Source organism: Amycolatopsis orientalis DSM 40040 = KCTC 9412 (assembly GCF_000478275.1).
GTDB lineage: Bacteria > Actinomycetota > Actinomycetes > Mycobacteriales > Pseudonocardiaceae > Amycolatopsis > Amycolatopsis orientalis.
In genome coordinates, this window is the sequence record NZ_ASJB01000043.1 from 34,724 (window position 1) to 57,184 (window position 22,461).

The 22,461-nt window shown below is 69.4% G+C and carries 19 protein-coding genes; 8 read left to right on the forward strand and 11 right to left on the reverse strand.

Features of this window, described 5'->3' with window-relative positions; all coding sequences use genetic code 11:
- Positions 1–12: 12 nt before the first annotated feature.
- Both L324_RS12065 and L324_RS12070 read right to left on the reverse strand, forming a co-directional pair.
- The gene (locus L324_RS12065; protein WP_037306475.1) at positions 13–2,505 is read right to left on the reverse strand and encodes a polynucleotide kinase-phosphatase; all 2,493 of its coding nucleotides are present in this window, start codon (positions 2,503–2,505) and stop codon (positions 13–15) included.
- Complete coding sequence (locus L324_RS12070; protein ID WP_037306476.1) at positions 2,502–3,869, reverse strand: 3' terminal RNA ribose 2'-O-methyltransferase Hen1; 1,368 nt, start codon at positions 3,867–3,869, stop codon at positions 2,502–2,504. Before L324_RS12070 ends, L324_RS12065 begins: the two co-directional genes overlap by 4 nt.
- Before the next feature lie 63 nt (positions 3,870–3,932).
- Between L324_RS12070 and L324_RS12075 the strand changes: the two genes are divergently transcribed.
- On the forward strand, positions 3,933–5,939 hold the full coding sequence (locus tag L324_RS12075) for a thioredoxin domain-containing protein (RefSeq protein WP_037306477.1): 2,007 nt from the start codon (positions 3,933–3,935) through the stop codon (positions 5,937–5,939).
- Between the two features lie 102 nt (positions 5,940–6,041).
- On the opposite strand, the gene L324_RS12080 is transcribed toward L324_RS12075, so the two are convergent.
- Entirely contained in the window at positions 6,042–6,575 is a 534-nt protein-coding gene (locus L324_RS12080; protein WP_235783504.1) for a hypothetical protein, read from the reverse strand.
- A gap of 161 nt (positions 6,576–6,736) precedes the next feature.
- Between L324_RS12080 and abmR the strand changes: the two genes are divergently transcribed.
- From abmR to L324_RS12095, 3 genes are all read left to right on the forward strand, one after another.
- Positions 6,737–7,297: an ATP-binding transcription factor AbmR gene (abmR, locus tag L324_RS12085; protein WP_037306479.1), complete on the forward strand. Its 561-nt coding sequence runs from the start codon at positions 6,737–6,739 to the stop codon at positions 7,295–7,297.
- Between the two features lie 69 nt (positions 7,298–7,366).
- Positions 7,367–8,740: a glycoside hydrolase family 28 protein gene (locus tag L324_RS12090; RefSeq protein ID WP_037306480.1), complete on the forward strand. Its 1,374-nt coding sequence runs from the start codon at positions 7,367–7,369 to the stop codon at positions 8,738–8,740.
- Between the two features lie 65 nt (positions 8,741–8,805).
- The gene (locus L324_RS12095) at positions 8,806–10,692 is read left to right on the forward strand and encodes an acyl-CoA dehydrogenase family protein (RefSeq protein ID WP_037306481.1); all 1,887 of its coding nucleotides are present in this window, start codon (positions 8,806–8,808) and stop codon (positions 10,690–10,692) included.
- On the opposite strand, the gene L324_RS12100 is transcribed toward L324_RS12095, so the two are convergent.
- From L324_RS12100 to trhA, 3 genes are all read right to left on the reverse strand, one after another.
- Positions 10,649–11,395: a potassium channel family protein gene (locus L324_RS12100; protein WP_037306482.1), complete on the reverse strand. Its 747-nt coding sequence runs from the start codon at positions 11,393–11,395 to the stop codon at positions 10,649–10,651. The two genes, L324_RS12095 and L324_RS12100, sit on opposite strands and share 44 nt — an antisense overlap.
- Before the next feature lie 36 nt (positions 11,396–11,431).
- Positions 11,432–11,803: a pyridoxamine 5'-phosphate oxidase family protein gene (locus L324_RS12105; protein WP_037306483.1), complete on the reverse strand. Its 372-nt coding sequence runs from the start codon at positions 11,801–11,803 to the stop codon at positions 11,432–11,434.
- 82 nt (positions 11,804–11,885) lie between these two features.
- Positions 11,886–12,527 (reverse strand): PAQR family membrane homeostasis protein TrhA, encoded by a 642-nt coding sequence (trhA, locus tag L324_RS12110; RefSeq protein WP_037306484.1) that lies wholly within the window; start codon positions 12,525–12,527, stop codon positions 11,886–11,888.
- Positions 12,528–12,658: 131 nt separating this feature from the next.
- Between trhA and L324_RS12115 the strand changes: the two genes are divergently transcribed.
- Positions 12,659–13,435, forward strand: a complete 777-nt coding sequence (locus tag L324_RS12115) for an isoprenyl transferase (protein ID WP_037306485.1) — start codon at positions 12,659–12,661, stop codon at positions 13,433–13,435.
- 62 nt (positions 13,436–13,497) lie between these two features.
- Here the strand turns inward: L324_RS12115 and L324_RS12120 are convergent, their stop codons facing one another.
- A complete protein-coding gene (locus L324_RS12120; protein WP_037306486.1) occupies positions 13,498–13,746 on the reverse strand; it encodes a hypothetical protein in 249 nt (82 codons plus the stop codon).
- Positions 13,747–14,475: 729 nt separating this feature from the next.
- Between L324_RS12120 and phoH2 the strand changes: the two genes are divergently transcribed.
- Positions 14,476–15,762 (forward strand): RNA 5'-3' helicase PhoH2, encoded by a 1,287-nt coding sequence (gene phoH2 / locus L324_RS12125; RefSeq protein WP_126737523.1) that lies wholly within the window; start codon positions 14,476–14,478, stop codon positions 15,760–15,762.
- A 94-nt stretch (positions 15,763–15,856) separates the two neighbouring features.
- Here the strand turns inward: phoH2 and L324_RS12130 are convergent, their stop codons facing one another.
- Genes L324_RS12130 through guaB1 form a run of 3 tightly spaced genes read right to left on the reverse strand, consistent with a single transcriptional unit; the run spans position 15,857 to position 19,977 of the window.
- Positions 15,857–17,455, reverse strand: coding sequence for an alkaline phosphatase family protein (locus tag L324_RS12130; RefSeq protein WP_037306489.1), 1,599 nt, complete (start codon positions 17,453–17,455; stop codon positions 15,857–15,859).
- Positions 17,452–18,492, reverse strand: coding sequence for a glycosyltransferase family 2 protein (locus L324_RS12135; RefSeq protein WP_235783505.1), 1,041 nt, complete (start codon positions 18,490–18,492; stop codon positions 17,452–17,454). The genes L324_RS12130 and L324_RS12135 overlap by 4 nt, the downstream gene beginning before the upstream one ends.
- 45 nt (positions 18,493–18,537) lie before the next feature.
- A complete protein-coding gene (gene guaB1, locus L324_RS12140; protein WP_037306491.1) occupies positions 18,538–19,977 on the reverse strand; it encodes a GMP reductase in 1,440 nt (479 codons plus the stop codon).
- A 35-nt stretch (positions 19,978–20,012) separates the two neighbouring features.
- Between guaB1 and L324_RS12145 the strand changes: the two genes are divergently transcribed.
- A complete protein-coding gene (locus L324_RS12145) occupies positions 20,013–20,486 on the forward strand; it encodes a DUF309 domain-containing protein (protein ID WP_037306492.1) in 474 nt (157 codons plus the stop codon).
- Positions 20,487–20,559: 73 nt separating this feature from the next.
- A complete protein-coding gene (locus tag L324_RS12150) occupies positions 20,560–21,789 on the forward strand; it encodes an NADH:flavin oxidoreductase/NADH oxidase family protein (RefSeq protein WP_037306493.1) in 1,230 nt (409 codons plus the stop codon).
- Here the strand turns inward: L324_RS12150 and L324_RS12155 are convergent.
- Positions 21,733–22,446 carry a Pr6Pr family membrane protein gene (locus L324_RS12155; protein ID WP_037306494.1) on the reverse strand — a complete coding sequence of 238 codons (714 nt, stop codon included), beginning with the start codon at positions 22,444–22,446 and terminating at the stop codon, positions 21,733–21,735. The genes L324_RS12150 and L324_RS12155 overlap by 57 nt on opposite strands.
- Positions 22,447–22,461: the final 15 nt, after the last annotated feature.

Genomic DNA, 22,461 nt, shown 5'->3' on the forward strand with positions numbered 1-22,461 from the left:
GCCCGAAGCGGGTCAGAGGCGCGGGTCGACCGGATCCGACTCCAGGGCCAGCACGGCGAACACGCACTCGTGCACCCGCCACAGCGGTTCCCCGCGCGCCAGCCGCTCCAGCGCCTCCAGGCCCAGCGCGTACTCACGCAGCGCCAGCGCCCGCTTACGGGCCAGCCCCCGCTTGCGAAGCCGTTCGAGGTTCTCCGGCAGCGTGTAGTCGGGCCCGTAGATGATCCGCAGGTACTCCCGCCCGCGCACCTTCACCCCCGGCTGCACCAGCCCGCGCGCGCCGCGGGTCAGGTTCGCCGCCGGTTTGACGACCATGCCCTCGCCACCCGCACCGGTCAGCTCCAGCCACCATTCGACGCCGCGCGCCACCGACGCCGGGTCCGTGGTGTCGACGGCCAGTGTCCGGGTGCGCGTGAACAGGTCGCCGGTGAGCCGGTCCAGCAGTGAGAGGTGCCACTCGTGCGGCCGGTCGTGGTACGACCGGCCGCACGACGCCAGCACCTGGAACGGCGCGAGCCGGACGCCGTCGAGGCCGTCGGTCGGCCAGCAGTAACGCCGGTACGCCTGCCGGTACGCGTCCACAGTGGACTCGCGAAGCCGTGTCCGCGTCAGAAGCTCCGACACGTCGATCCCGCGAGTGGCGGCGGCATCCAGCGAAGCGACGGCGGCGGGCAGCACGGCCTGGGCCGCCGCGCCCACAGCCGCGTACTGGCTCGAGATCAGTGAACCCGCCTTCGCGCTCCACGGCAGCAACTCCGCGTCGAGCAGCAGCCAGCCGGTGTTCAGCTCCTCGAACAGCTCTGACGCCGCTTCGCGCACACCGCTGAGCAGTTGCGCGTTCTGCTCGGGCGTGAAGAACGGGCGCCCGGTGCGGGTGTACACCGCACCGGAACCCTGGATCCCGAACCGGGCGGGCGCGACGTCGTCGTCACGGCATACGAGCAGGACCGCGCGCGAGCCCATGTGCTTCTCTTCGCAGACGACGGATTGGACACCCGCCGCGCGGAACTCCGCGAAAGCCTCCTCGGGGTGTTCGAGGTAGCCGTCCGAAGCGGACGTCGAACACGGCGCCATGGTCGGCGGCAGGTACGGCAGCCAGCGCGGGTCGACGGCGAACCGGCTCATCACTTCGAGGGCCGCCGCCGACTGCTCGGCGGAAACCCCGACGCGACCGTGGTGGTGCGTCTGGATGATCCGCTTCCCGGTGACGTCGCCCAATTCCAGCACCGCGGGCTCGCGCCCGTCCAGCGGCCGCGCCGGTTCGAGCGGCCGGGCCGGTTCGTACCAGACCTTCTTCGCCTTGACGGAGACGACTTCCCGTTCCGGGTACCGCAAAGCGGTCAGCTTCCCGCCGAAGACACAGCCCGTGTCGAGACACATGGTCCCGTTGATCCACTCCGGTTCCAGCGTCGGTGTGTGTCCATAAAGGACCATGGCGGTGCCGCGGTAGTCGCGTGCCCATGGCAGCCGCACCGGCAGGCCGTACTCATCGGTCTCGCCGGTGGTGTCGCCGTAGAGCGCGGTGCTCCGCACCCGGCCGGACGCGCGGCCGTGGTACTTCTCCGGCAGGCCGGCGTGCGCGACGACGAGTTTGCCGCCGTCGAGGACGTAGTGCGCGATGAGCCCTTCGCAGAAGGCGTGCGCCTTCGCGCGGAAGTCCTCGTCCTGCGCGGAAAGCTGCTCCAGTGACTCCGCCAGCCCGTGCGTCACCTGGACCTTGCGCCCGTTCAGCGCGCGGACCAGCTTCTGTTCGTGGTTCCCGCAGACGACCAGTGCGCTGCCCGCCTCGGCCATCGCCATCACGCGGCGCAGCACGCCGGGGGTGTCGGGGCCGCGGTCGACGAGGTCGCCGACGAACACCGCGGTGCGGCCTTCGGGATGCACACCGTCGACGTAACCCAGTTCGGTGAGCAGTTCCTCCAGTTCCTCGCGGCAGCCGTGGACGTCGCCGATGACGTCGAACGGCCCGGTCAGCTCGCGGCGGTCGTTGCGCAGCGGCTCGACGACGATCTCCGCCTCGGCGATCTCGGCTTCGCTCCGCAACACGTGCACGCGGCGGAAACCCTCACGCTCCAACGACTTCAGCGATCGGTGCAGTTCGCCGCGCTGACGGCGGACGACGTGCTCGCCGAAGTCGCGGTCCGGACGCGACTCGTTGCGTTCCTGGCAGACCTTCGCCGGCAGATCCAGCACGATCGCCGTCGGAAGGACGTCGTACTCCTTCGCCAGCTTCAGCAGGCTCGCCCGCGACGCGCGCTGGACGTTCGTCGCGTCGATCACGGTGACCCGGCCGGCTTCGAGTCGCTTCGCCGCGACGTAGTGGAGTGCGTCGAACGCGGCGGCCGACGCGCTCTGATCGTTCTCGTCGTCGGCCACCAGACCGCGGAAGTAGTCACTGGACAGCACCTGTGTCGGCGCGAAATGCGTGCGCGCGAAGGTCGACTTGCCGGACCCGGAGGCCCCGACGAGCACGACGAGGGACATGTCGGGAATGGTCAGCTTCATGCCACGGCCTCCTTTCGAGACGTGAAGACCGCCATCTGGGTCGGCGGTCCTGATTCTTGGGACACCGGTCCCACGGGCAGATGACGGACGTCGTAGCCGCGCCGCGACGCGACACCCTCGGCCCACGAACGGAACTGCTCCCGTGTCCATTCGAAACGGTGGTCGGCATGCCGGAAGCGGCCCTCTTCGAGGAATTCGAAGTGCCGGTTGTACTCGGCGTTCGGCGTGGTGACGAGCACGGTCCGAGGCGCGGCGACACCGAACACGGCGTGCTCCAGCGCGGGCAGGCGCTCCTCGTCGACGTGTTCGATCACCTCCATCAGCACCGCCGCGTCGTATCCGGCCAAGGACGGATCGGCGTAGGTGAGCGCGGACTGCCGCAGCGTCACCCGCGATTTGTCCTTCAGCCGCTTCTCCGCGATGTCGAGCGCGCTCGCCGACACGTCGACTCCGACGATCTCCGTGAACGACAGGTCCTTCTGGAGCACGCGCAGCAGCGCACCACCACCGCAGCCGAGGTCGAGCACACGCCGCGCGCCCGCCGCCCGGAGTGCCGCGAGCACACTCCCGTGCCGCTGGACGGCCAGCGGTTCGGGCCGGTCCGGCAACTCGGTGACCCGGGCTTCGGCCTCGGCCGGGACGTCGTCGGCTTCGGCCAGCTGGGCGAGCGCGTACGAGACGATCGGGCGTCGCCGTTCGAGGTACCGGTTGGTGATCAGGTCCCGCTCCGGATGACCGGCGAGCCAGCCCTCGCCGGCACGCAGCAGCTTGTCCGCCTCGTCCTGGCCGACCCAGTAATGCTTGTCCCCGTCTAGCGCGGGCAGCAGGACGTACAGATGCCGCAACGCGTCGACGACTCGCTGCGTCCCCGTCAGTCGAAGGTCGACGTAGCGGGCGTCACCCCACTGCGGGAACTCGGGATCGAGTGGGATCGGCTTCGCCTCGACCTGCCAGCCGAGCGGTTCGAACACCCTGTGGACGACCTCCGCGCCGCCGCGCGCGGTCAGCGAAGGCACGCGGATCTCCAGGGGGAAGGGTTCGTCGACCAGCTCCGGCCGGTTCACGCACCGGCCCGCCAGCGCCGTGGTGAAGACCGTCCGCAGCGCCACCGCCAGATACGAGCCACCCGCGTACGGCCGGTCGTTGACGTACTGGGTCAACGACGTCCCGCCGCCGCGCACGAGGTCCACCGGGTCGATCTCGACCAGCAGCGCGACCGTGCAGCGCTCGTCCGACGCCTCCGGGTAGAAGACGTGCGCCGTCCCGGCCGAGAGTGGGAACGACTGTGCTTTCCCCGGATGTTTGTGCAGGAGAAAGCCGAGGTCGGTGGCCGGGTTCCGGGTGGTCGTCATGGTCAGTAGCACCGGGTGAGTGTCGCGCAGTCGGCCGTCGTGCGCTCGTGCTTTTCGGCGTGCGACCCTGGAGACATGTCGAACCGCCTGAAGGCCGCGACCAGCCCGTACCTGCTGCAGCACGCCGAGAACCCGGTGGACTGGTGGCCTTGGGGGGAAGAGGCGCTGGCCGAGGCGAAACGGCGGAACGTGCCGATCCTGCTTTCGGTCGGGTACGCGGCCTGCCACTGGTGCCATGTCATGGCGCACGAGTCGTTCGAGGACGAAGCCACCGCGACCCTGATGAACGCGAACTTCGTCAACATCAAGGTGGACCGCGAAGAGCGCCCGGACATCGACGCGGTGTACATGACCGCCACGCAGGCGATGACCGGCCAGGGCGGCTGGCCGATGACGTGTTTCCTGACCCCCGAGGGCGAGCCGTTCCATTGCGGGACCTACTACCCGCCGTCACCGCGGCCGGGGATGCCGTCGTTCTCGCAGTTGCTCGTCGCGGTCGCCGAGGCGTGGGGCGAGCGTCCGGAGGAGCTGCGTTCCGGTGCCCAGCAGATCATCGCCCATCTCACGGAGAAGAGCGGTCCGCTTCCCGAGTCCGTTGTGGACGGCGAGGCCCTCGGCTCCGCGGTCTCGGCGCTGCGGAAGGACTACGACGCCGAGACGGGGGGTTTCGGGGGAGCGCCGAAGTTCCCGCCGACGATGGCGCTGACCTTCCTGCTCCGTCACCACCAGCGCACCGGTTCCGGGCTCTCCGTGGTCGAGCACACGGCCGAAGCGATGGCGCTCGGCGGGCTCAACGACCAGCTCGCGGGCGGGTTCGCGCGCTATTCGGTCGACGCGCGCTGGGAAGTGCCGCACTTCGAGAAAATGTTGTACGACAACGGGTTGCTCCTGCGCTTCTACGATCGGTTCCACGGCGTGACCGGGCTCGGGTACGCGCGCCGGACGGTCGAGGAGACCGCGGGATTCCTGCTGCGGGACCTCGGGACGGCCGAAGGCGGTTTCGCCGCGTCGCTCGACGCCGACACGGACGGCGTCGAGGGACTCACCTATGTCTGGACTCCCGCGCAGCTCACCGAGGTGCTCGGTGCGGAGGACGGTGCTTGGGCGGCGGAGCTGTTCCAGGTGACCGATCGGGGTAATTTCGAGCACGGTGCTTCGACGCTGAGGTTGCGTGAGCCGCATCCCGAAGACGCGGAGCGCTACGAGCGGGTCCGCCGGACACTGCTGGCCGCGCGCGACGGACGTCCTCAGCCCGCCCGCGACGACAAGGTCATCGCCGCCTGGAACGGGCTCGCGATAGGCGCGCTGGCCAAGGCGGGTGCCCGGCTGAATCGTCCACAGTGGATTGACGCGGCCGCCCGCGCGGCGGCTTTCCTGATGGACACCCATTTCGTGGACGGCAGGCTGCGCCGGACCTCGCGCGACGGCGTCGTCGGGACGACGGCGGGGGTGCTGGAGGACTACTCGTGCCTCGCCGAGGGATTGCTCGAACTCCATCAGGCGACCGGGCAGCCGCGCTGGCTCACCGACGCGATCACGTTGCTGGACCTCGCCTTGGCGCATTTCGGCGTCCCGGACTCGCCCGGGGCTTACTACGACACGGCCGACGACGCGGAAGTCCTGGTGCAGCGGCCTTCCGACCCGACCGACAACGCGAGTCCGTCGGGGGCTTCGGCGCTGGCGAACGCGTTGCTGACCGCGTCCGTGCTGGCGGGACACGATCAGGTGGGCCGGTACCGCGAGGCGGCCGAGCGGGCGCTGGCGCGTGCGGGCCGGCTCGCCGCCCACGCGCCGCGTTTCGCCGGGCACTGGCTTTCCGTCGCCGAAGCCGCCGCGGCCGGGCCGGTGCAGGTCGCCGTCGTCGGGCCGGACGCCGCTTCGCGCGCGGATCTGCTGGCCGCGGCTGTCGCGTCACTGCCGGACGGAGCCGTCGTGGTCGCCGGGGTCCCGGACGCCGACGGCGTGCCACTGCTGGCCGACCGCCCGCTGGTGGACGGCTCGGCCGCCGCATACGTGTGCCGTGGGTACGTGTGCGAGCGTCCGGTCACGACGGCCGAGGAACTGCGGTCTCAGCTCACCTGACGTGGGCTGAAGGGCGCTTTCCCCGCATGCGATGCGGGGAAAGCGCCCTTCGCCGCATGAGATGAGAGGAAAGGCCCCTTCAGCCAAGCGGTCGGTGGGCGGTCACCACTCCCACGTCAGAGGGCCGAAGGCGCCGCCGCCGGTCTGCGGGGCCCCGACCGGCTTCACCGCGACCTGAGGCTTCGGCTTGGCCGCAGTGGGCTTCGCAGGCTTCTGCGGCTTCGTGGTCGGAGGCTTCGTGGACGTCGGAGGCTTCGTGGTCGGCGGCGTTCCGATGATGGTGAAAGCGCGGGAAGTCTTCGTGCCGTCCGAGCAGGTGAACGTCGCCGTGTACTTGCCCGGCGTCTTGCCGACCTTGCCGTAGCCGGCGGCCTTCCCCCAGTTGCCGCCGATCGTCCACTGAAGCGGCGCCGCGAACCCCGGCGACGTCACCGGGGTCGCCGGTCCGCAACCGCCCATCGCGGCCTTCGTCTCGGCGTAGATCTGCCCGCCGGGTTCGACTTCGGTCGGCGACAAGAACCAGGACACGTCCCTGGTCTCCGCCGTGGCGGGCGCGATCACCGCCAGTTGGGCCGCTCCGAGCACGAGAGCGCCGATCATGACCTTCTTCAGCATGAGGTTCCCCTTTTCCGTCATCTGCTGGAGGGGATACGTCCGCGCGGCTCATCAGGTTGCCTCAGGTTTCGCCGGGGGAGAACAGCGGTGAATATCAGCCGTTGCGCGCGTAGCGTCGGTAGCGTTGTAATCATGTAATCGCGGAGGCGAGCATGCACACCTACTTCAGGACGGCGAGGCATATGGGACGCGGTGGCTGGAAGGGCCGGGGCGGCTGGCAGCAGGCGGACATCCCGGCGGCGGACGACGCGGCGGCGTGGTTCGGCGGGCGGCTTCCCGACGGCTGGTTCGCCGGTGACCCCGAGGTCACCGTGGATCGCGAGGAGATCGTCATCGTCGGCGAACTCCAGCCCCTCACCGGCGAATACGCCGACGACGCCGCCCGTGCGGCGGCCGAAGACGGCCGGATCAGCCGCTTCCGGGAGGAGACCCGCGACGAGCGCATCGAGATCGCGCGCCAGGCGGAGCACCGGTACCAGCGCAAGGTCGCCTGGGGCGCGAGCCTCGGCGGCACGCGGCGGCTCTTCACCACCCATTCGGCACCGGTGATGACCAGGCTGAGGCAGCCTGAGCGCCTGGTACTCGACACCCTCGTCGACGCGGGTGTCGCGCGCTCGCGGTCGGAGGCGCTGGCCTGGGCGGTCCGGCTGGTCGGGGAGCATGCCGACGCCTGGCTCGCCGAACTCCGGGAGGCGATGACCAAGGTCGACGATCTCCGCTCACAGGGACCGGACCTTTCCTGAGGCCGGGTTCTGCCCCTACAGTCGGGATTCCGCCGTCTTGACCTAAGTCCTCTCGCGAAAGAAGGCGTCATGGACGGCAGATTCACCCGGCGGCAGCTGATCAAGGGCGGCGTCGTGGTGGCCGCGAGCACGGTGCTCGCGCCCACCGCCTCGGCGGCCCCAGACGGGGTCTCGGTCCCCGTGCTTCCCTGGCCCGCGGCCAACGACATCGTCGCGCGGACGAAGCTCCCGGTCTTCCCGGACCGGACGTACTCGGTCCTCGACTTCGGTGCCCGGGGCGACGGCAAGACCGACAACACCGCCGCGATCAGGAAGGCGATCGAGACGGCCAACGCGCGGGGCGGCGGGCACGTCGTCGTGCCGAAGGGCACCTTCGTCACCGGCGCGGTGTACCTCAAGAGCAACGTGGACCTGCACCTGGCCGCGGGCGCGGTGCTCAAGTTCGGTTCCGACGCGTCGAAGTTCCCGAACGTGCTCACCCGCTACGAGGGCATCGAGTGCGTCAACCGGTCACCGATGGTCTACGCCTACAAGGAGTCCAACATCGCGCTGACCGGGCCGGGCACGCTCGACGCGAACGACACGTCGTCATGGAACAAGGGCAAGGACCGCGAGTACCTGGAATCGTTGGTGGCCAAGGGAACCCCGCCGGAGAAGCGGGTCGTTCCCGGCTCCGGGCACGCCATGCGGTCGGCGTTCGTCGAGCCGTACGCGTGCGACACCGTCCTCATCCAGGGTGTCACGCTGAAGAACCCGATGTTCTGGCAACTGCATCCGACGCTGTGCCGGAACGTCACGATCGACGGCGTCAAGACGGATCCGAACCCGGCCCACTCCAACACCGACGCGTGCGATCCCGAATCCTGCGATCACGTGGTGATCGTGAACAGCGTGCTCGGCGCGCACGACGACAACATCGCGCTCAAATCCGGCCGCGACGCGGACGGGCGCAGGATCGCCGTGCCGTGTCAGAACATCGTCGTCGCGGACTGCGTGATGAACGGCAACTGGGGCGCGATCACCTGCGGTAGCGAGCAGACCGGCGGTATCCGCGACGTCTACGCGTACCGGCTCAGGGTCACCGGCGAGACGAAGTACGCGCTGTACGTCAAGTCGAACACCCTGCGCGGTGGCTTCACCGAGAACATCAACCTCGACCGGGTTTCGGGCACGTTCGTGCGCTCGATCGGGTACGTCCTCCCGGATTACAACGGCCAGACCGGCCCCTACGTGCCGCGGTTCGGGCCGTTCACCATCAGCAACTCGTCCAGTACGAAGTGCGGCCAAGCGGCGTTCAACGTCCGGGGGTTGCCGAACTCACACGTCCGTGGCCTGCGGGTGCGCGATTGCCGCTTCGATGGCGTCGCGAACACGAAGAACACCCTGGAACACATCGACGACCTGCGGTTCGAGAACACCACGATCAACGGCCGCCCGGTCTGATTCGTCCTGCGCTCCCCGATGCGGTGCGGCAGGCTGAACGCAGACCGCACCGCATCGGAGGAATCGTGGACACACCAGGACTTCCCGCGAAGATCGACCCGGACGCGCTCACCACCGTCCTCGATGGACGGTGGGCGGAACTCCGCCGCGCGGTGCGGGCACAGATGGCGGCGGAGGACTTCAAGGACCCCGTCGACCTCGACGTCGAAGCGCATCGCGCCCAGGTCCTCGAATGGCTGCGCCTGCTCGCCCGCACCGACCGGCCGGGACTCGGTTTCGACCCGGCGTACGGCGGTGGCGGCGACGTCGGCGGATCGGTGATGTCGTTCGAGATGCTGGGCTTCGGCGACCTTTCGCTGATGGTCAAGGCCGGGGTCCAATGGGGTCTGTTCGGCGGGGCGGTGCAGTTGCTCGGCACCGAACGTCACCACGAGCGTTACCTGCGCAAGATCAAGGACCTGGAGGTGCTGGGCTGCTTCGCGATGACCGAGCACGGTCACGGCTCGGACGTCCAGCACCTGCGCACCACCGCGACCTACGACCCGGCCACGCGTGAGTTCGTCGTGCACACGCCGGACCGCGGCGCGATGAAGGAATACATCGGCAACGCCGCCCGCGACGGCGAACTCGCGGTGGTGTTCGCGCAACTGATCACCGGCGGCGAGTCGCGCGGCGTGCACGCGTTCCTGGTGCCGATCCGCGGCGAGAAGGCGCGGGGCGTCGAGATCGAGGATTGCGGCCGCAAGGCCGGTCTCAACGGCGTCGACAATGGACGGCTCACCTTCACCCAGGTGAGGGTTCCGCGCGAGGCGCTGCTCAACCGCTTCGGGGACGTCGCCGAGGACGGCACGTACACGAGCCCCATCGAAAGCGACGGCCGCCGGTTCTTCACCATGCTCGGCACGCTGATCCGCGGCCGGGTCAGCGTCGCGGGCAGCGCCGGCAGCGCGACCAAACGCGCGTTGACGCTGGCCATCCGCTACGGCGAGCAACGGCGGCAGTTCGCGAGGCCCGAAGGCGAGGAGGTCGTGATCCTCGACTACCGCGCCCACCAGCGGAAACTGCTGCCCGCGCTGGCGACGTCGTACGCGCTGCACTTCGCGCAGGAAGCACTCGTCGCGAAGCTTCACGACATCGCCGAAGACGCGCCGGAGGAGGAGCAACGCGAACTGGAATCGCGTGCGGCCGGGATCAAGGCCGTCTCGACCTGGCACGCGACGGCCGCCATCCAGACCGCGCGCGAGGCGTGCGGCGGTTCCGGTTACCTGTCGGAGAACCTGCTCGCCGGGCTGAAGGCCGACACGGACGTCTTCACCACCTTCGAGGGTGACAACACCGTGCTGCTGCAGCTGGTCGCGAAAGGCCTGCTGACCAGCTACAAGGACCACTTCGAGGATCTGAGCCCGCTCGCGACCGCGCGGTTCGTGGCCGAGCAGTTCGTCGAGGCCGTGATCGAACGGACGTCCGCGCGGAAGGTCGTCGAGCGGCTCACCGAAGCCGACGACAGCGACGTGCTGTACTCGCGGGAGTGGCACCTGAAGCTGTTCGAAGACCGCGAAGAGCACGTGCTCGGCGGAGTCGCACAGAGGCTTCGTAAGGCCGCTTCGGATCCTTTCGGCGTCTTCAACGACGCCCAGGACCACGTGCTGCGGGCCGGGCGCGTGCACGTCGATCGAGTGGTGCTGGAAGCGTTCGTCGACGCCATCGAGCGCTGCGCCGACCCGGACGCCCGCGAGCTGCTGGAGCGGGTCTGCGATCTCTACGCGCTGGCGAACATCGAGGCGGACCGGGGCTGGTTCCTCGAACACGGCCGCCTGACCTCCGCCCGGTCGAAGGCCGTCACCGCCGCGGTGAACGCGCTGTGCGCCGACCTGCGCCCGCACGCGCGGACGCTCGTGGACGCCTTCGCTATCCCCGAGCAGTACCTAGCGGCTCCGATGCTGCGGGACTGAGTCCGGCCCGCTGCTCGGCGAGTTCGGCCCGCAACGCCTTCACCTCACGCGTCAACTCGTCGAGGTGCTCGCGGGTGACGGCCTGCGCGTTCTCGTCGGCCTCGGCCACCCGGCGGATCAGCCACGAGGCCAGCGTCGCGGTGACCACGCCGAGCAGCGCGATCCCCGCCACCATCAGCCCGACCGCGACGACGCGGCCGGTGCCGCTGATGGGATAGCGGTCGCCGTAGCCGACCGTGGTGATGGTCGTGATCGACCACCACACCGCGTCGGGGAAGTCGGTGATCGGCGCGTCCGGCGCGGCGCGTTCGGCGTCGAGCACGGCGAGCGCCGAACAGAACACGATGAGCGCCGTCGCGCCCACCGTGTAGACCACGACGCGGCCGCGCAGCGACAGGCCGGCGTTGCGGTTGAGGACGTTCAGCACGGTGACCAGCCGGAGCAGGCGCAGCTGCCGGATCAGCGGGAGCACGATGATCAGCAGGTCGAAGATGTTGTTCTTCAGGAAGACCCGTTTGTCCTCGGCGTGCTTGAGGCGGACGCCGTAATCCAGGGCGAAGACCGCCCAGGCGAGCCAGGTGACGACCTCGAACCAGAGCCGGCCGGTCCCCCCGATCGAGGGTTGGAGGATCGGCCACGCGTAGGCGGCCAGGAACAGCACGGCGGCGGCGTTGAGCGGCCACTCCATCCGCTTCTCCCACATCGGGCGTCTCCTCACCTGGCCTTTTCCAGGTGCACGCTAAGCGATGTCGAGGGCCGTTCCATAGAGTTTGTCGGTTTTGAGGGTGATGAAGAGCCTGCGTTCACCTTCGGGTGTCCGCGTGACTTCGGAGAGTTCCGCTTTTCCTTCCACGACCGCGAATGTCCAGTGGTCGGCGCTGGAGACGTAGAGGGACGCGGTGGGGTTGTTGCGGAGCTGCTTGACCTTGAGGCGCTCCTCGGTCGTGCTGATCCGGACCTCGCGGGTTACGGGGTTCCAGTCGTAGAGGACGGTGGAGAGATGCGGGCGGCCGTCGCGCCGGAGGGTCGCGAGGGCGCCGAAGGTGTGCTCCGCGAGGAAGGCGCTGAGGGCGGTCTCGTCGAGGGAGCGGGGCGGGGCGTTCTTGGTCATGTGGCGATCTTGACCGGCGTCGCGGCGCGGCGGAAGAAGGCACTTTCCTGTGCCAGAGGGAACACGCGTGTGTCCCTCCTGGTCAGGAGTACATCGCCAGCCAGATCGCGACGTAATGCGAGACCGCCGCCAGCACGGTGCACGCGTGGAAGTACTCGTGGTAGCCGAACGTGTCCGGGAAGTGGTTCGGCCATTTCACGGCGTAGAACACCGCGCCCATCGTGTAGAAGAGCCCGCCGACGCAGAGGAGCACGAGCGCGGCGATGCCGGCGTGGGAGCCCAGTTCGGGCAGGACGAAGACGGCGACCCAGCCCAGCGCGATGTAGATCGGCACGCCCAGCCACCTGGGCGCGTTCGGCCACAGCATCTTCAGGGTGACGCCGCCGATCGCGCCGCCCCAGACGATGGCCAGCACGATGTACCCGGTCGGCTGGGACATCGCCAGAAGGGTGAACGGCGTGTAGGTGCCGGCGATGAACAGGAAGATCATCGAATGGTCGGCACGCTTCATCCATTCGTATGCTCGCGGGCTCCACAAGCGACGGTGGTAGAGGGCGCTGACGCCGAAGAGGCCGAGCACGGTGAGGCCGTAGACCGAAGTGGCCAAAGCGGCCAAAGGCGACACGGTGGACGCCGCGAGACTGATGAGGGACGCTGCTCCGGCGACGGAGACGAAGAAGGACCAGAAGTGGATGTGCCCACGCAGACGAGGACGGGTGTCCACCAAGGGCGCGGGGCCGGACGGCTGGGGTTCGGTCTCTACGCTCACACTGTCAGGTTACGGCACCGTAGGTTTTTCGCCAGTGTCCGTGGCGCGTCCCACTGGGACGCGCGGGGTGCGTACCCTCCGGTGGCGTGAGTCTTCGGTCCTTCTTGTCAGACGTCGTGTACAGCGCCTACGGCAGGCGCCTGATCCAGCAGGCCAAGGGACGCCATCCGCGTCACATCGCCATCATGCTGGACGGCAACCGTCGCTGGGCGCGCGAAGCGGGCTTCACCGACGTAGCGGACGGCCATCGCGCCGGCGCCAAGAAGATCGCCGACTTCCTGAGCTGGTGCAACGAGGCCGACGTCGAGGTCGTCACGATGTGGCTGCTCTCGACCGACAACCTCGGCCGCGCGGCCGAGGAGCTGAGCCCGCTGCTGAAGATCATCACCGACGTCACCGACGAACTCGCCGCGCCGCACACACCCTGGCGGCTCCGCATCGTGGGAGCCCTTGACCTGCTGCCCCCTGAGGTCGCGAAGGCCCTCAGCGCGGCCGCGGAGCGCACCGAAGGCCGCTCCGGGATGGAAGTCAACGTCGCGGTCGGTTACGGAGGGCGTCAGGAGATCGCCGACGCGGTCCGCAAGCTCCTGCTCCAGCACGCCGACGAGGGCACCTCGATCCGCGAGCTCGCGAAGATCCTGGATGTCGACCATATTTCCGAACACATGTACACCTCGGGTCAGCCGGATCCGGATCTGATTATCCGCACCTCGGGTGAGCAGCGGCTTTCCGGATTTCTGCTCTGGCAATCCGCGCATTCGGAATTCTGGTTCACCGAAGCTTATTGGCCCGCATTCCGCCGGGTCGATTTTCTCCGCGCGATGCGCGATTACGCGTGGCGGCACCGGCGCTTCGGCTCCTGATCCCGGACAAGACGAAGGCCCCGGAGTGCACTTCCGGGGCCTTCGACGTCCACACCCAAAGATCAGTGGTGGTGGTGCTCCAGCGAGTGGAGGATCAGGGCCGGGGTGGTGGCCACACCCGTGTAGGCGCCGGCGAGCAGCGAAGCAGCGCCGTAGCCCAGCGCGCCACCGCCCTCGATGAAGGTGTTGTAGGCGTCGCCGAACGTCGGGTCCGGGGTGCCGGTGGTGTCACCGGTCGCGGCGAACGCGGTCCCGCCGACCATCATGATGCCCGCGGCGACGGCGGAAACGAAACCAGCCTTCTTCAGCACTTCGCACACTCCTTGGTAGAGATATTCAGGGATCGGGGGCACCGAAATCCGGTGGGGGTGTCCCGTAGTGAGAAAATTACTCGCTATTCAGGACTTGTGACCATCTCGTAAGCCCATTGTGTGAGCCCGAAATGGCCGTCTTCACTCGGTCCGGTTCTCTGTCCAGGTCACAAAATGCGCTCCGCTACGAAGCGTGGTAGAAGCCCGAAGCTCGTAGGGTGAACGCCCTCTGTCGCGTTAATCCGACCGGGTCGCGTCAACGAGCGTCCCTGAATGGAGATCATCACTACTCACCGTGATGGTGACTGGGCGTCGGTGTCAGGCGACCGACAGTGAGATGACGGTTTGGCGAATCACCGTGGTGGCTGCCTGCGCGATCGCCCGGACGCCGGTACCTTCCGGAAGTGAGGGTTCGCGTCCCATGCGGACTCTCGCGGGAGGCCCTGGTCGTGGCGGTTGTCGACAGGGCGGCTGAGCCGCCCAGTGGATGCACGAGGGGGCCGGCACCCGGCCCTCGCGGCCGTGCCGACTGACGCGGAGAGCGTCAGAAGGAGCGGTTAGCCAGGGAGGTGCCCGGCCCAGCGAGTGCGGGCGTGGTGCCACGCCCACGAGGGAGATGCCGTCGTGACTGCGCAGCGTTCACCCCGCAAGGCCTCTGGCCGTTCTTCGACCGGTGCCCCTGGCCCGGAGAAAGCCTCGATCTCGCCCGAATCCCAGCGGTCCACTTACGTGCTCGACACGTCGGTCCTGCTCTCTGACCCCTGGTCGGTGACTCGTTTCGCCGAACACGCGGTCGTGCTCCCGCTGGTCGTCATCAGTGAACTGGAGGCGAAACGTCACCACCCCGAACTGGGCTGGTTCGCGCGCGAAGCGCTTCGCATGCTCGACGACCTGCGTCGTCAGCACGGCAGGCTCGACGCGCCGATCCCGATCGGCGAGCACGGCGGAACCTTGCAGGTGGAGTTGAACCACTCCGACCCCACGGTGCTCCCGGTCGGTTTCCGCACCGACTCCAACGACCACCGCATCCTCGCCTGTGCGCTCAACCTGGCGGCGGAACGCGCGTCGGTCACGCTGGTGACCAAGGACATCCCCCTGCGCGTCAAGGCGGGCGCCGTCGGCCTCGAAGCCGACGAGTACCGCGCGCAGGAGGTGACGCCCTCGGGCTGGACGGGCATGGCGGATGTGGACGTGCCGCAGACCCTGGTCGACGCGCTGTTCAGCGGGTCTTCCGTGGATCCGGCGGAGTTCGGGATGCCCGAGGTCGGTGAACTGCCCTGTCACACCGGTCTGAGGCTGCTGGCGGGCAGTTCGAGCGCGCTGGGCCGGGTCACCGCGGACAAGCGGATCCGGCTCGTGCGGGGTGACAAGGAGGCGTTCGGGCTGCACGGCCGTTCGGCCGAACAGCGGGTCGCGCTGGATCTCCTGCTGGACTCCGATGTCGGCATCGTCTCGCTGGGCGGACGCGCCGGTACGGGAAAGTCGGCGCTCGCGCTCTGCGCGGGGCTGGAATCGGTGATGGAACGCCGCCAGCACCGCAAGGTCGTGGTGTTCCGGCCGGTGTACGCGGTCGGCGGCCAGGACCTGGGCTACCTGCCCGGCTCCGAGAGCGAGAAGATGCAGCCGTGGGCGCAGGCGGTGTTCGACACTCTCGGCGGGCTGGTCAGCCAGGACGTCCTCGACGAGGTCTTCGACCGCGGCATGCTCGAGGTGCTTCCGCTGACCCACATCCGCGGCCGGTCGCTGCACGACACGTTCGTCATCGTCGACGAGGCACAGTCCTTGGAGCGCAATGTGCTCCTGACCGTGCTTTCGCGGCTGGGCACGGCTTCGCGGGTCGTGCTCACGCATGACGTCGCGCAGCGTGACAACCTGCGGGTCGGACGGCACGACGGCGTATCGGCGGTGATCGAGAAGCTCAAGGGTCACCCGCTGTTCGCGCACGTCACGTTGACGCGTTCCGAGCGGTCGCCGATCGCGGCCCTGGTCACCGAGATGCTGGAGGACCACGGCTAGCGCGCGCTTTCACCCTGAGGTGCCGAGGGTGTCGTGAGTGGTAAGTGTCGTTCTAACGGCACTTACCACTCACGACCAGGCGGTCTTCGGGTGCTCAGGTGACCGGTTTCGCCCAGGGCAGCGGCCGTCCGTCCACGTCGTCGGTGAGTTCGACGCCGAGCATCGCGGAGAGGGTCGCTCCCAGATCGACGACGTCCAGGTCCGGCAGCTTCGCGCCCGGCTCGAAACCGGGACCACTGGCGAGCAGGAGTCCGTCCGGGCGATGGTCGCCCGTGCGCCAATGCTCGTCCGGGCCATAGACGACGCCGGTCTTGGGAGACCACACCGTTTCGATCGGTCCCGTGCGGGCCCAGTCGATCAGCAGATCCGGCAGGGTGTCGTCGGCCTCGCGGTCGTAGTGGTCGCTGGTGCGCGAAACCTCGCGCACGACAGGCTTTCCGGTCGCGACGTTCACCAGCGAGAGCAGGTCCTCGGTCAGCCGCGTGCAGACGGCCTCGTACTCGGCACCGGGCCGGACGACGCCGTGCGGTTCGCGGCCGACGAGGTTGATCCGCACCCCGCCGAAGACGAAGTTGTTGGGGGACAGGTAGAAACGCTGCTTCGCCCGCTGTTCGGCGGTCGCCCAGTTCGGCACCGCCGGCAGGGGTGCCGCGGCCAGGCGCTTGCGCAGCAAGGGCATCGCGGCGGACGCCAGTGCGGTCCTCAGTGGACCTGGCAGCGCGGAGTAGGCGCGTTTGGCCAGCGTCATCGGGCCGCTGCCGCGCAGCCCGCCGGACTCGACCTCGTCGAGCAGGCGCAGGATCTCGTGCAGCAGGTGACTTCCCTCGTACCTGGGCCCCATGCCGTGGCTCAGCAGCACGAAGACCGTGGTGTCCGGTCCGGACAGGGCGAGGTGCTCGCCGATCGCGGTGTCGAGGCTCCGGTAGACCGAGCGGATCGGGTCCAGTTCGGCGGCGAGCGCCGGGTCGTGGTCGCGGTGCGCGGGGTCGTGCAGATGCCACTGCTGATGGCCGATGCTGTGGGATTCCCCGTACACCGAAAGGAAAAGATCCCAGCCGCCTTCGGCGAGCAGCTTGGTCGACACCTGGGTCTTCTGGCCGATCCCCGCGACGAGCCCGTGGGTCAGCGCGCGTTCCTCGCCGGGTGTCCGATGTGGACCTTCGCGGTGGAGGTAGTCGTCCGGGGCCCAGTCGCGGACCAGATCCGGTTCGGCGGTGAGGATCGGCGTGAGCCCGATCTCGGCCTCGATCTCCTTCGCCAGCTCAGGCGGTGAGGTGTGGAAGCCGAAATGCCTGTCGTGGCAGGCGTATTCGCTCACCATGACGCCGTTGAGCGGTTTGTCCGCGCGCGAATGCGGGACGTCGAGGACGGCGACGCGTTTGCCCGCTTCGGAAAGTGTCTCCCAGAACGGGGTGCCCCGGATTTCGAGCGGGCTGGTCAACCGCCGTTCGTAGGTCTTGGTGTCGACCTCTTCCCAGCAGTGGAACCCGGTCCGCGCGGCCGTGCGGGCGGTGAAGAAACTGCTCCACAGCGAGCCGACGAACAGGCCGTACGGGTTGTGCGTCGTCGCCGACGCGCTGCTTTCGAGCAGGCGTGCCAACGTCGGCACCTCGCCCGCCGCGGCGAGTTCACGGATCGTGGCGGGGTCGCACGCGTCGAGGGCGACGACGAGGATCTTGGCGGGTTCGCTCACGGGGTGTCCTCGGTTCCGGAATGTTTGCGGCGGATGGCCGCGAAGTCGGCGTCGTAGGTGGGCCCGTGGGAAAGCCTGTCCTCGGACGCCGTCGAGTAGTAGCAGGAGACCGCCGGGACGACCAGGGGATCGCGGTCCGCGGTCAGCGCCAGGAGCAGGTCCCAGTCGCCCATCTCCACCAAGGACTCGTCGAACCGCGCCTCGGGCAGGCCGGCCCGGTGCGCGACCGCGCCGATGTCGGCGAGGTTCTCCTCCAGCAGCGTTTCCCGGTCGTATCGGCGCAGGAACAGGGTCGGCAGGCCGCCGATGTCGTCGATGACGAAACCGCCGTAGGCCGCGGTGATCTCCGGATGCCCGCCGAACGCCCAGGCCAACGCCTTGAGCCACAACGGATGCATGGTGTTGTCGTCGTCGAGGTAGGCGACGACGTCGCCGGTGACCTCGGCCAGCCCGGCGTTGCGGGCGGCGCAGACCCCGCCGTGCGCGACGCGGATCGACCGGATACGCGGGTCTTCGAGGGCGGCGAGCACCTTGGGGGTGGAATCCGCGCTGGCGTCGTCGACGATCACCAGTTCCCAGTTGGGATAACGCTGTGCCTCGACCGAAGCGATGGCGCGCGGCAGCAGCGCGGCGCGGTTGTGCGTCGGCAGGACGATCGAGATCTTCGGCGTGGCCGCGAGTTCGTGCTGATCGAGCCAGTGGGTGAAGGTGCGGACGTCACGGGCCGCTTCGAGCTGACCTATACGGACGTGAAGTCCTTCGAACGCGGTGTCGTGGCCGCCGAGCCAGCCGTCGAGCGCTTCCTGCCGCTCGTCGAGGGCACGCTGCCGGGCCTCCACCGTGGTGGTGCGGGCATCGGCGTCCCGCAGCCCCCCGCCGTGGTCCTGTAGCCAGGCGGTGTGGTGCTCCAGCACTCCGCGCAGCCGCTCCAGCTCCGCGGCCTGTGCGGCGATGATGGACCGGAGTCCGGTGATTTCGTCGGTGTCCGCGTGGCGGCGGTCCAGCGCCGCCGCCACGATCCGTCTCAGGCGTCTCACCCCGCGCACCATAGTGCTTTCGGGTGATACGGGGCAGCCCCGGAATCACCAGCCCGCGGGCAGCGGGCGTCCCTCCGCGAAACCGGCGGCCGACTGGATGCCGAGCACCGCGCGCTCGTGGAACTCCTCCAGCGTCCGCGCGCCCGCGTACGTGCAGGCCGACCGGACACCGGAGCCGATGGAGTCGAGCAGATCCTCGACGCCGGGGCGAGCCGGGTCCAGCGCCATCCGCGACGCCGAGATGCCCTCTTCGAACAGGCCCTTCTTCGCGCGCTCGAACACGTTGTCCGTCCGTGTGCGGGCACCGACGGCGCGCTTCGACGCCATGCCGAACGACTCCTTGTACGGCTTGCCCTGCTCGTCGTAGCGCAGGTCACCGGGGGATTCGTGGGTACCGGCGAACCAGGAGCCGACCATCGCCGCGGACGCGCCGGCCGCGAGTGCCAGCGCGACGTCGCGCGGATGCCGCACGCCGCCGTCCGCCCAGACGTGCTTGCCCAGTTCGCGGGCCGCGGCCGCGCATTCGGCGACGGCGGAGAACTGCGGGCGGCCGACGCCGGTCATCATCCGCGTGGTGCACATGGCGCCGGGGCCGACGCCGACCTTGACGACGTCCGCGCCCGCGTGGATCAGGTCGCGGGTGCCCTCCGCGGTGACGACGTTCCCGGCGACGACCGGGACCCGCGGGTTCACCGAACGGACGGCTTTGAGCGCGGAGATCATCTTCTCCTGGTGCCCGTGCGCGGTGTCGACGACCAGCACGTCGACGCCCGCCGCGAGGACGGCTTCGGCCTTCGCCGCGACGTCGCCGTTCACGCCGATCGCCGCGGCGACGCGCAGGTTCCCGCCGCCGTCGACGGCCGGGGTGTAGATCTCCGCGCGCAGCGCCGCGATCTCGGTCAGGACACCCGCGAGCCTGCCGTTCTCGTCGATGCCGAGGGCGAGACGGCCACCGTGGTCGTGCAGGCGCTCGAAAACCTCACGCGGCGGGGTGTCCAGCGGGACCGTGACGACGGCGGGCTCCGCGACGTCGGCCAGCCGCGCGAAGCGGTCGACACCGGCGCAGGCCGCTTCGTCGACGACGCCGACGGGCTTGCCGTCCTCGTCCACCACGACGACGGCACCGTGGGCGCGTTTGCCGACCAGGTTCAGCGCGTCGGCCACCGCGTCCCCGCCGGTCAGCACGAGCGGGGTGTCCCATACCGGGTGGCGGCTCTTGACCCAGGTGACGATGTCGGCGACCGCGGCCACGTCGACGTCCTGCGGCAGGACCACGAGCCCGCCCCGCCGGGCGACCGTCTCGGCCATCCGGCGGCCCGCGACGGCGGTCATGTTGGCCACCACGATCGGGATCGTCGCGCCGGTGCCGTCCACAGTGGACAGGTCGACGTCGAAGCGGGACTCCACGTCCGAACGGTTCGGCAAGAGGAACACGTCGTCGTAGGTCAGGTCGTGAGCGGGCCGATGCCCGTCGAGAAAGCGCACGAGGCCCCAGGATACCCGCGTGGGACAATGGCGGCATGACCGACCGGGACCGCGACGAAGCCGGACGAGCCCGCAACGCGCGCCCCCGGGACGGCCTCGGCAGGCCGCTCCCGTACGGCGCGGACGGGGTCGAGCGGCAGCCCGAGGGCATCGAACGGACCCCCGAAGACACCGTCGCCGAGGCCCAGCGCCTGCTCGACGCGGGCCGTCCGTTTCACGCGCACGAGGTGTTCGAGGACGCGTGGAAGACCACTGACGGCCCGGAGCGGGAGCTGTGGCGTGGCCTCGCGCAGCTCGCCGTGGGGCTGACTCACGCGGCGAGGGGGAACGGGAACGGCGCGGCTTCGCTGCTGGAACGGGGTGCCGACAACATCGAGCCCTTCCGCGCGGCGCGGCCGCACGGAATCGACGTCCCCGGACTTCAGGCATGGGCGCGAGCGATGGCCGATGAGGTGAAAGCGCAGGCACGGGTGGAGCCGGTCCCGCCCCGGCTGCTCGGCCGACCTTGAGTACTCGACATACCGCGAGTATGTTACTTCGAGTAGGGATACTGCTCAGTAGGTAACGGCGGGAGGAAGCGCGATGAGCGAGTCCAAGGAACTGCTGGCCCAGCCGCTCGAACTGCGGTGCGGCGCGATCCTGCCGAATCGGCTGGCCAAGGCCGCGCTGAGCGAGCAGCTCGGCGATCGCCGCAACCGGCCCACCCCGGAACTGGCCGAGCTGTACCGGACCTGGTCACGGGGCGGTGCCGGGACGCTGATCACCGGCAATGTCATGGTCGACCCCACCGCGCTCGGCGAACCGCGCAACGTCGCGGTGCCGCGGGAGCCGGACGCGACCGAGTTCAAGCCGTGGGCGCGGTCGGTCGACGGGACCGAGACCGCGGTGTGGGTCCAGCTCAACCATCCCGGCCGCCAGAGCCCGCGATTCCTGTCACGGCAGCCCGTCGCGCCGTCCGCGGTGCCGTTCGGCGATCGCGGTATCCGGTCCGTGTTCGCCACACCGCGGGCGCTTACCGGCGACGAGATCGAAGCGATCATCGACCGCTTCGGCGTGGCCGCGCGCACGGTCGTCGACGCCGGGTTCGGCGGCGTCCAGATCCACGGCGCGCACGGCTACCTCGTCTCACAGTTCCTGTCGCCGCTCACCAACCAGCGCACCGACGGCTGGGGCGGCGACGCCCTGCGGCGGCGCCGGTTCCTGCTCGAAGTGGTCGCCCGCGTGCGCACCGAGGTCGGCGACTCCGTGCCGGTCGCGGTCAAGCTCAACAGCGCGGACTTCCAGCGCGGCGGCTTCAGCGAGGAGGAATCGCTCGAAGTCGTCCGCGAACTCGGCGAAGCGGGGATCGACCTGCTGGAGGTCTCCGGCGGCACTTACGAGAAGGCCGCCATGATGGGCTCCGGCCGGGCGAGCACCGCCAGCCGTGAGGCCTACTTCCTCGACTACGCCGCGAAAGCCCGGCAGCTCACCGACGTCGCGCTGATGGTCACCGGTGGTTTCACCAGCCCGGACGGGATGGCGGCCGCGCTGCGGTCCGGCGCGCTGGACGTCGTCGGTCTCGGCAGGCCGCTGATCGTCGACCCGGGACTGCCGGGGCGTCTGCTGCGTGGCGAGGACGTCCGCGCCGAGCGCAAGGCCCCGCGGACCGGGATCCGGCTGGCCGACAGCCTGCTCGAAATCCAGTGGCACACCCAGCAGATGCACCGGGTCGCCGCCGGGAAACCGGTGGACCGTCGGCTCGGCGCGGTGCGGACGCTAGTACGTGCCGGCGTCGCGGATCCGCTCAACGCCTTCCGCCGGGTCCGGGGCTAGTTCGTCCTCGGCGAAGTCTTCGGGCTCGTCGCGGCGGGTGAAGGTGCGGTCGAAGCCGACCGCGGCCGCCGCGAGCCCGGTGAACAGCACGCCGATCAGCACGCAGTTGAAGGCGACCCCGCCGTAGCCGTTGATGCCGGGGTCGACGAACGGGTACGGGTAGAACCCGATGAACGCGCCGCGCACCAGCGTGACCGCGAGCCAGCCCAGCGGGTACAGCAGCGACCACCCCAGTACCCGCCACGACAGCTGGCCGCGCGGCCCGAACAGCAGCCAGCCCGCGACGCACATCAGGGGTGACACCTTGTGCAGCATCGTGTCGGCGAAGGCGGCCCAGCCGTGCAGGTCGTAGAGGTCGGCCAGCGCGACCTGGAAGACGACGCCGGTCACGGTGATGCCGACCAGACCGGTGAGCCGCAGCACGCCGGACAGCGTCGACCGGCCCGCGACGCCGAGCGCGAGCAGCAGCCCGCCGACGCCGACCAGGATGTTCGAGTCGATGGTGAAGAAGGCCAGCAGGTTGGCCACCCGTCCGGCCGGGGTCTGGAAGGTGCCGCCCGTGGTGCCGGCCGAGACCGGGATCTGGGCGGCGAGACCGGCGATCACCACCAGCGCTGTCGCGCCGAACCAGGCACGCGCGATCTTGGAAGCCTGCATTTCGCCTACTTTATG

What these genes read in the sequence shown, in the direction of transcription:
- L324_RS12075 (WP_037306477.1), top strand. Translation starts at nt 3,933, where the DNA reads ATGTCGAACCGCCTGAAGGCCGCGACCAGCCCGTACCTGCTGCAGCAC.
- L324_RS12090 (WP_037306480.1), top strand. Translation starts at nt 7,367, where the DNA reads ATGGACGGCAGATTCACCCGGCGGCAGCTGATCAAGGGCGGCGTCGTG.
- L324_RS12145 (WP_037306492.1), top strand. Translation starts at nt 20,013, where the DNA reads ATGACCGACCGGGACCGCGACGAAGCCGGACGAGCCCGCAACGCGCGC.
- L324_RS12080 (WP_235783504.1), bottom strand. Translation starts at nt 6,575, where the DNA reads ATGACGGAAAAGGGGAACCTCATGCTGAAGAAGGTCATGATCGGCGCT.
- L324_RS12155 (WP_037306494.1), bottom strand. Translation starts at nt 22,446, where the DNA reads ATGCAGGCTTCCAAGATCGCGCGTGCCTGGTTCGGCGCGACAGCGCTG.
- abmR (WP_037306479.1), top strand. Translation starts at nt 6,737, where the DNA reads ATGGGACGCGGTGGCTGGAAGGGCCGGGGCGGCTGGCAGCAGGCGGAC.
- L324_RS12100 (WP_037306482.1), bottom strand. Translation starts at nt 11,395, where the DNA reads ATGTGGGAGAAGCGGATGGAGTGGCCGCTCAACGCCGCCGCCGTGCTG.
- L324_RS12065 (WP_037306475.1), bottom strand. Translation starts at nt 2,505, where the DNA reads ATGAAGCTGACCATTCCCGACATGTCCCTCGTCGTGCTCGTCGGGGCC.
- L324_RS12105 (WP_037306483.1), bottom strand. Translation starts at nt 11,803, where the DNA reads ATGACCAAGAACGCCCCGCCCCGCTCCCTCGACGAGACCGCCCTCAGC.
- L324_RS12150 (WP_037306493.1), top strand. Translation starts at nt 20,560, where the DNA reads ATGAGCGAGTCCAAGGAACTGCTGGCCCAGCCGCTCGAACTGCGGTGC.